Here is a 6,522-nt window from a genome sequence, read left to right on the forward strand (position 1 = left end):
AACGTTTGATGACGTAGGTGTAAGTTTGGAGTTTGGTGAGGTAGCAGATCCGCATGTTCAGAACTAGGTGGTCGCAAAACGACGCTGAAGGCTGCTAAGATCGAGATAGACCATATTTGGGCCTTTATTTGACCGTTTGAATCATACTGCATGATTATAGGTTGGCCTGTTCTTCCTCGCTCAATTCGGCAGAGGGGCCATAATAAAGTTTTGCGCAAGCTTCGCGCAGGCAGCCGCCTCGGATCTCAATATCATTCCGATAGGCGTCCCCGATGAATCTGAGTGTATCAACGTGCTTGGCTTCGAAATACATCGGGTGCACATCGTTTCGGCCGGCACCGTACACGACGCGGCCAACTTTCGACCAGATCGATGCCATCGTGCACATGCCGCACGGCTGGAGTGTCGAGTATAACGTCGCCCCGCGCAGTTCCAGTTCTCTGGTTTGCTCACAAGCCCGACGGATCGCCATCATCTCGGCATGCGCGGTTGCGTCAGGCAATTCCTTGGTCTGGTTGCGTTCGGCGGCAATCACCTTCCCGTCTAGTACGATGACGCACCCAAGCGGGGAGGTTGAGGGATCGGACCCTTTGGAGCGCGCGACGTCTATCGCCAATTGCATCCAGTGTTCGTCGGTATCGGTCTGCATCGCGTATCCACCTAATTGCAGTTGCTGTTAGATTTGGCGTGTTGATCCGGTTGCTGCGTCAGCTCTGAACCACTCTGACGGTCGCTTCTGTGGGATCGACCGGATCCATCACGAAAGCCCCGGCATCACGGTTCGCGACAAGCCATGCGACGTGTGCAGCGGTGATGCGCTGGCCCGGCACCAGTCGGGGGACGCCGGGCGGCGCGGGCGCGATCATCTCGGCTGCGATCCTTCCCTCAGCCGCCTCGTAGGCCACCATCTCGGCTAGGCCGTAGAGTGCCGCAGGCCCGGGCATCGCCATGTCGACGGACAGGGTGCTGATCCCGGGCACAGGCGAAATTGCCGGCAGGATGGAGGGATCGGAACCGAGCTGATTCACGAGATCCTGCAAGCCACCGACGAGCTTGCGGAGATCGGACCTGGTTGTGCCCAGCGACAGAACGGCTAGGATATGCCGGGCGTCGGATAACCCCATGCTGATCCGGTGATGCTTGTAGAGCCAGTCGTCGATCGCATACCCCGATACGGCAAGCGCCGAGACGTCGATCAGTACCTTCGTGACGTCCAAACTGGCATCTGGCGGCAAATGATCATGACCGAAAACGCGCAGGGGGGTGATACCGGCAATCTTACTACGGACCTTTTCCGCCAACGCAATGACGCCGTTCCACATCTGCTCCCCGTTCAACGCGTGATCCCGCCGGGTCGCGTCGAGCGTTGCTAGGATGGGCACCGACGGGCTGGTGGTCTCGAAAAGCTCATATGCCATCCAAAGGCGCTGGCGATCGATCAAGTCGCCTTTTGCGACGATCACTGACCCTTGTGCGAGCGCCCCCATCGTCTTGTGGGCGCTGTAGACAGCGACATCCGCCTCCTTGGCAAGCGGATCGTCTGGCAGGGCCTCACAGAATGCAAAGGCGCCGCCCCAGGCGGCATCGACGATGAGGGGAATACCGTGGTTGTGACAGATGCCTGCAAGCGACTCTATGTCACTCGTGACGCCGTAGTAGGTCGGGCTGACAACGATGAACGCCTTGGCGGTTGGATTGGCCGCCAAGGCGGCGTTCAGCGCCTGCGGCTTAACACCATGCTCAATGTCCCATTCCCCGTCGATCTGGACCGGCACGATGGCGGCATTGAGCCCCGTCGCGAGCGCGTAGGTACGCTCGGCCTTGTGGGCATTCGCAGCGACCAGAATAGTGTCACCTGGTCCGGCGACCGAGGCCATAACCGTGTGAAGACTCTGGGTGGATCCGCCGGTTACAAACCGGCAGAAGTCGGCATTCCAGGCCTCCGCCGCGATCTCGTGCGCACGTTGAAGGGCCAGCTTGCCTTCGGTACGGTCGTCGAGCCCCTTCGGCGTCAGCACGTCGGCTTGGAAAACGCGCTTGCCGAGCAGTGCCTTCATCCCGCCAGGAATGGCTGCACCCTGGTTGTGGCCCGGCGCTCCAAATCCGATGACCGGACTCTTCTCGATCGCCGCCAACGCATCGGCCAACGGCGCACTCTTCTGATCCATGCCGAACCCTCTCCTGATCGAGTGGGTGAAACGCATGGATACTGGAAAGCCCCTCCACGATGGTTGATCTTCTTTATCAAACAAGCAGTTATCCGCCGAAGGCGGACATGAATCAAACCTTCCTTCTAGCTGGCTAGGGCGTTCATCGATAGCAAAGCCCTTTCCAACATTCCGTCACCAAGGGTACGAAAGAGGAAGAGCTATGAGGAACGAGATGCCGATCAACGTCAACGCGGCGAGTGCGGCGGAGTTGGACGCCATCCCGGCGCTAGCGGGGCACGGGTTCGAGATCGTCCGCTATCGTAAGGAACGTGGCGGGTTCAGTGACCTGAGACAACTTGATGAAGTACCCGGTCTTACCGGTAAGGCCGATGGGGCGACTGCTTGACTGACCGTCGGCGATTGCTGACTCAGGCGGGCGCCAGACTTTGGAACGCCGCGATAAGAGCCTGTTCGTTGATCGGTTTGTCGAGAACGATCATCGATGGCCGACTTACATGGCATGCTTCGCGCGTGCCGGTCACGAAGATCACGGGCGTCGGCCCATGCTCCAAGATGATGGCTTCCACCGCGGCAGGGCCGGTACCGGCTGAGAGATTGACGTCGGACATGATGATGGAGGGAGGCCTCAATCTCGCAGCATCGATTGCCTCATCTTGCGAGGCAGCCTGATCAAAGGATGTGCCGCCAGCCCGCTCGATCAGCTGAATGATGTGATCGGCGATGAGGAAATCATCCTCGATGACGAGCACATGGCACATATGACAGATCCCGATAAGCTGAGCTCTTAACCAATGTGGTCACGCGATGGGCCCGCCACGGCGTTAATAAATGTCAGACATGGTCGAGAGCTTAGATCGGCGCTTCGATTGCGAAGCGAACACCTTCCGGCAGATATTGAATTTCCGCCTTGCCGCGGATGTGGCGTGACAGGACGCGCTCAATCATTCGCGTACCAAATCCAACACGTGTTGGCATAGCAACGATAGGTCCATCCTGCTCCGCCCAGGAGAAGGTAAGTCGACGTTCCGTCGCATTGCCGTTCAGGTCCCAGCGTATGCTCACCTGACCCTCCGGTACCGAGAGCGCACCATATTTGATCGCATTGGTCGCCAGCTCGTGCAGCGCCATCGACAACGCAAGTGTCACTTCCGGGGTCAGCCGTATCGTCGGGCCGACAGCGGAAAACCGTCGACCGTTGCTGTCCATGAACGGCGCGAGCACCCGCTCGACGATCTCACCGATTGCCGCGCCTTCGATCTCGTCCTTGAGCAGCAGTTCGTGCGCAGACGCTAGGCTGGCGATGCGGCCCGATACCGCATCCCGAGCCTCAGCGAGGGACGCAGCATCGCGTAGCGTCTGACTGACAACGGCACTGACTGTCGCAAGCGTGTTTTTCACGCGGTGTGTCAGTTCATGGGCCAGAACCGAACGTTGCTCCTCGGCGAATTTGCGCGCTGAAACATTGCTCGAAAAGCCCGAAACCGCCAACGGCGTGCCATCCGCACGGCGCTGCAGCGAGCCTTGGGAATGGATCCAGCGTTGCTCGCCTTCAGGCGTCAATATGCGGTATTCGACGTTATACCGCGTGCCATGCTCGACAGCGCTGTTCAGCGAGTTCGTGAGGAGGTCTCGATCCTCTGGATGAACGCATGCCAACATACTTTCTATCGACAACTTTTCGCCGACAGGCCGGCCAAAGTTCGTCAGGCAACTTGGCGAGTAGCTGAGCCGCCATTCCGGCAGGTCGATGGTCCAAGTGCCCAGTCCGCCAGCATCGAGCGCAAGTGCCAGGCGGGCCTCTCGTTCGGCTAGCGCAACTTCGCGCTTCGCAAGCTCGGCACTCAGCGTGTCGCGGTCGCGTTCCAACTGCAACAGCCCGTGCCGCTCGAGTGTGACATCGAGCTGGGATGCCACGAAGTAGCGTAGGCTGCCGGTCGCGTCATGCACGGGCGCGACCATGAGGCGGTTCCAGAACGGCGTGCCATCACGACGGTGATTCAGGAGGTCGATATCGATCGGCTCACGGCGAGCAATCGCGTCCTTCATGCGTCGGACGTCGGCCTGATCGGTCAGCGGTCCCTGCATGAAACGGCAGTTCCGGCCAACGACCTCGACTGCCGAGAACCCCGTCAAAGCCTCGAACGCACGATTGACGTAAACCAGCGGGTTATCCGGTAGCGTTGGATCGCTGACGACCATCGGCGTAATGCAGTGATCGAACGCCGCAACGAAGGGGTCATGCTCGTTGAGGCGGGACGCAAAGGCGTCGACAGCCTTGCGTACGACACCTGAGGCATCGTGCGGTCGAATAGGCGAAGGTGGGAGTGGCTGACGGTCCAAAGCGGGAACGTCCTAGCGGTAAGACGTTGATGGATCAACGTAATCGAATTTATGTATAACTTCTGTCATCTGTCGTCCCACTTCGTGAGGCCGTGGATTGTCGCTTATCACCCGGAAATCAGGGACTGGTCTGGGACCACTCTGCGGCAAACGCGGGCGCCGCAATGAAGCTCGCTGGCTGCGGGGATACGGGCGGTGGATCGCAGACACCCTCTTCGATGTAGCGCATTGCGGACATCAGACCATTCCGGGAGAAGGGCTTGGGTATGACGCCATGGCCACCAGCAAAGTCGGCTGGGATCTTAAGTGGGTTTGCAGTGACGAAGACAACTATTGCGTCCGCCCATCGCTTCCGGATCAGTGCACAGGCATCCAGGCCGCTGGTACCTTTCGCAAGCTGTATGTCGACAAAAGCCAAGTCCGGGTGGAGATCGCTTGCCAGGTCTTCAACTTCGTAGAGAGACGCGGCCTCGCCGACGACACGGTGACCGGCGTCTTCGATCATCGCTTCAATATCCATCGCCAAAAGAGCCTCGTCCTCGACAATCAGCACATTCAACGGCGGTTGGGCACGTACATTCATTAATCGTCCACCGGGAATGAGAGAGATACACGAACACCGGGGGCGGCGTCAGACCACACGACGTCGGCTCTGACTTGCTTGGCGAGGCGGGAAATAAGCATTTTGCCAATGCCGTCCGGCTGAACGTCATTGCTGGCAAGCCCATGCCCATCATCGGTGATTTCGATCAGGGCATTATTGCCTTCTAGGGCGGTGAGGACGGAGATCGTACCGGCTCGCCCGTTGGCAAATGCATGCTTGATGGCGTTGGTCGCTATCTCGTTGAGGATCAACCCAAGCGATGCCGCCTTACTGGACGGCACCTCTATTTGCGAAATGTTCGAAACAAGCTTGATGTCGTCGCGTCGGCTGGCACCAACGACGTCGCCGATTAGATTTTCGGTAAACGCCCCGACATCGAACCGGGTGACGTCGTCCGACTGATAAAGACGGCGATGCACTGTCGCCAGCGCATCAACCCGTTCGAGCATAGTTTCAAGTTTTGATGAAACGGCCGGGTCAGATATGCTCCGCGCCTGCAAACGCAGAAGCGAACCGATCATCGTAAGATTGTTCTTTACGCGATGGTCGACTTCGTGAAGCAGCAGAGTTTTCGCATCTAACGCGGCCTCGAGGTCTGACGTGCGCGCCTCGACTTCCTGTTCGACTAATAACTTTTGTTTTGAAATTATAGTCTGCGCTTTGACGCGGTCAGTAACATCAAGCTGGGAGGCGAAGAAGAATACAACCTTGCCGGCGTCATTGCGTACAGGACTCAGATACAACGCGTTCCAGAACGCAGATCCATCCTTTCGATAGTTTAGAAGGTCCACGGCAATGTCGGTTTGGGCGTCGATTGCCCGACGCACTTTAGCCACCTGCTCTCGGTCGGTGTCGGGCCCCTGCAGGAAGCGGCAGTTACGGCCAATGATTTCACTTCGGTCATAACCCGACAGCGTTTGAAAGGCTTCGTTACAGAAGACGATCGGGTTATCGGTCTGCGCGGGGTCCGTAATGACCATAGGCATTCGGGTAGCCCGAACAGCCGCGGCAAAAGGGTCAGCTCGTCCGTGCTCGTAATCGAGCGCTTCCGTCAGATGCCAATCGTCCCGCTGTTTCATCACGCCTCCGTGGAGCGTGCCGACCAGCCGAACTCCGTGCCGGGACTAAATCGTTTTGATCGTTTTCCGTTCCGCTGAGAGATCGAGTTCGTCTCACTCAGGCATGACCATTGGGCGGTATGGCTTGCGCGTACAAAGCCTCTTTGAGTCCGAAAATCGGCGACCGGTCTGCAGGCTGGAAGCTGAACGAATGGCAGACATGGGGAAAGCGGAAATGGCTCGTGAGTGTCCGCTTGTGATGACGTGGACGGCTCTCCAACCCTCAAGCAGTATGTCCTGCGGAGAGTCGAAGGAGAGTCACGATGGGAAACGTCACAACGATCGGTCT

General features: G+C 58.4%; 7 protein-coding genes. 1 reads left to right on the plus strand and 6 read right to left on the minus strand.

Features of this window, described 5'->3' with window-relative positions; all coding sequences use genetic code 11:
* Positions 1–154: 154 nt before the first annotated feature.
* Together C8J25_RS19670 and C8J25_RS19675 are read right to left on the minus strand one after the other, a co-directional pair.
* Complete coding sequence (locus tag C8J25_RS19670) at positions 155–649, minus strand: nucleoside deaminase (protein ID WP_107956039.1); 495 nt, start codon at positions 647–649, stop codon at positions 155–157.
* 58 nt (positions 650–707) lie between these two features.
* Complete coding sequence (locus tag C8J25_RS19675; protein WP_244187242.1) at positions 708–2,204, minus strand: aminotransferase class I/II-fold pyridoxal phosphate-dependent enzyme; 1,497 nt, start codon at positions 2,202–2,204, stop codon at positions 708–710.
* 166 nt (positions 2,205–2,370) lie between these two features.
* Between C8J25_RS19675 and C8J25_RS19680 the strand changes: the two genes are divergently transcribed.
* Positions 2,371–2,556 carry a ComEA family DNA-binding protein gene (locus tag C8J25_RS19680; protein WP_243650265.1) on the plus strand — a complete coding sequence of 62 codons (186 nt, stop codon included), beginning with the start codon at positions 2,371–2,373 and terminating at the stop codon, positions 2,554–2,556.
* 22 nt (positions 2,557–2,578) lie between these two features.
* Here C8J25_RS19680 and C8J25_RS19685 read toward each other — a convergent pair whose 3' ends face one another.
* The 4 genes from C8J25_RS19685 to C8J25_RS19700 all read right to left on the minus strand — a co-directional run bounded on the left by C8J25_RS19685 (position 2,579) and on the right by C8J25_RS19700 (position 6,194).
* On the minus strand, positions 2,579–2,929 hold the full coding sequence (locus tag C8J25_RS19685; protein ID WP_093401120.1) for a response regulator: 351 nt from the start codon (positions 2,927–2,929) through the stop codon (positions 2,579–2,581).
* A 91-nt stretch (positions 2,930–3,020) separates the two neighbouring features.
* The gene (locus C8J25_RS19690; protein ID WP_244187243.1) at positions 3,021–4,370 is read right to left on the minus strand and encodes an HWE histidine kinase domain-containing protein; all 1,350 of its coding nucleotides are present in this window, start codon (positions 4,368–4,370) and stop codon (positions 3,021–3,023) included.
* A gap of 259 nt (positions 4,371–4,629) precedes the next feature.
* Positions 4,630–5,094: a response regulator gene (locus tag C8J25_RS19695; RefSeq protein WP_107956041.1), complete on the minus strand. Its 465-nt coding sequence runs from the start codon at positions 5,092–5,094 to the stop codon at positions 4,630–4,632.
* Positions 5,094–6,194 carry a histidine kinase dimerization/phosphoacceptor domain -containing protein gene (locus C8J25_RS19700; protein WP_107956042.1) on the minus strand — a complete coding sequence of 367 codons (1,101 nt, stop codon included), beginning with the start codon at positions 6,192–6,194 and terminating at the stop codon, positions 5,094–5,096. Before C8J25_RS19700 ends, C8J25_RS19695 begins: the two co-directional genes overlap by 1 nt.
* Positions 6,195–6,522 lie beyond the last annotated feature (328 nt).

Source organism: Sphingomonas faeni (genome assembly GCF_003053745.1).
Taxonomy (GTDB): domain Bacteria; phylum Pseudomonadota; class Alphaproteobacteria; order Sphingomonadales; family Sphingomonadaceae; genus Sphingomonas; species Sphingomonas faeni.

Coding starts and splice junctions, on each gene's coding strand:
- C8J25_RS19700 (WP_107956042.1), bottom strand. CDS start 6,194: ATGAAACAGCGGGACGATTGGCATCTGACGGAAGCGCTCGATTACGAG.
- C8J25_RS19670 (WP_107956039.1), bottom strand. CDS start 649: ATGCAGACCGATACCGACGAACACTGGATGCAATTGGCGATAGACGTC.
- C8J25_RS19695 (WP_107956041.1), bottom strand. CDS start 5,094: ATGAATGTACGTGCCCAACCGCCGTTGAATGTGCTGATTGTCGAGGAC.
- C8J25_RS19680 (WP_243650265.1), top strand. CDS start 2,371: ATGAGGAACGAGATGCCGATCAACGTCAACGCGGCGAGTGCGGCGGAG.
- C8J25_RS19685 (WP_093401120.1), bottom strand. CDS start 2,929: ATGTGCCATGTGCTCGTCATCGAGGATGATTTCCTCATCGCCGATCAC.
- C8J25_RS19690 (WP_244187243.1), bottom strand. CDS start 4,370: ATGGTCGTCAGCGATCCAACGCTACCGGATAACCCGCTGGTTTACGTC.
- C8J25_RS19675 (WP_244187242.1), bottom strand. CDS start 2,204: ATGCGTTTCACCCACTCGATCAGGAGAGGGTTCGGCATGGATCAGAAG.